Origin of the sequence: Pseudomonas edaphica, assembly GCF_005863185.1 — a bacterium.
Lineage (GTDB): Bacteria > Pseudomonadota > Gammaproteobacteria > Pseudomonadales > Pseudomonadaceae > Aquipseudomonas > Aquipseudomonas edaphica.
In genome coordinates this window covers 1-1,315 of sequence record NZ_VBVZ01000985.1, presented here as the reverse complement: position 1 = coordinate 1,315, position 1,315 = coordinate 1, and the positions used below count along the sequence as shown (strand labels likewise).

Genomic DNA, 1,315 nt, shown 5'->3' with positions numbered 1-1,315 from the left:
TGATAATTCTGCTTTTTATAATTAGGTTAGAACCAACAGGCATTTTACAGACCCCGCCACGGCCCTTACTTTTGACCCGAGTGACCGACCCCACGCCCGGAGGAGGTGTTAATCGCGCAATCGACAAGGACAGACCATGAGCATCGAATTTATCGGTTATATCGGCGGCCATCACGCATCCGAGATTCACCCGCGCAGCGGCCCTACCCTGCAGCCGGACTACGTCGAAACCGTGGCCCGCGCCCACGAAGCGGCCGGCTTCGACCGCGCGTTGGTGGCGTTTCATTCCAACAGCCCGGACAGCACGCTGATCGCCGCGCATGCCGCCAGCGTGACCCAAAAGCTGCAGTTCCTGATCGCCCATCGCCCAGGTTTTGCCCAGCCGACCCTGGCCGCTCGCCAGTTCGCGACCCTGGACGTGTTCAACGGCGGGCGCACGGCCGTGCATATCATCACCGGCGGCGATGACCGTGAACTGCGCGCCGATGGCAGCCATATCGGCAAGGACGAACGTTACGCACGCACCGACGAATACCTCAGCGTGGTGCGCCAGGAATGGACCCACGAGCAGCCTTTCGATTTCAAAGGCACCTACTACCAGGTCGAAGGCGCGCACTCGACGGTGAAGTCGCCGCAGCAACCGCATATCCCGCTGTACTTCGGCGGCTCTTCAGCGGCCGCGATTGCGGTGGCCGGCAAACATGCCGACGTGTATGCGCTGTGGGGCGAAACCTACGAGCAGGTGCGCGAAGTGGTGACCCAGGTGCGCGCAGAAGCGGCCAAGCACGGGCGCACGATTCGCTTCAGCTTGTCGTTGCGCCCGATCCTCGCGCAAACCGAGGAGCTGGCCTGGGCACGTGCCGAGACAATCCTGCAACAGGCGACCGCACTGGCTGACAAGCAGGGCTTTGTGCGCCGCGAACCACCCAACGAAGGCTCGCGCCGCTTGCTGGCAGCGGCAGCGCAAGGTTCGCGCCTGGATAAGCGCCTATGGACCGGGATCGCCGAGTTGCTGGGCGCGCAGGGCAACTCCACTTCCTTGGTCGGCACCGCCGAACAAGTCGCGCAGGCATTGCTGGACTACTACGACCTGGGCATCACCACCTTCCTGATACGCGGGTTCGACCCGCTCAACGACGCAATCGACTACGGCAAGCAGCTGATCCCACTGACCCGCCAGCTGGTCGCCGAGCGCGAACAAGCCAAACAGGTCGCCTAATCACACCACAAAACCCATGTGAGAGCTGATCAACTGTGGGAGCTGGCTTGCCTGCGATGGCGGTGTAACAGTCAAGATTGATGTTGACTGAGACAC

At 62.1% G+C, this 1,315-nt stretch carries 1 protein-coding gene; it reads left to right on the top strand.

Features of this window, described 5'->3' with window-relative positions:
- Positions 1–136 precede the first annotated feature (136 nt).
- Positions 137–1,219: an LLM class flavin-dependent oxidoreductase gene (locus FEM54_RS32685; RefSeq protein ID WP_017137767.1), complete on the top strand. Its 1,083-nt coding sequence runs from the start codon at positions 137–139 to the stop codon at positions 1,217–1,219.
- Positions 1,220–1,315: the final 96 nt, after the last annotated feature.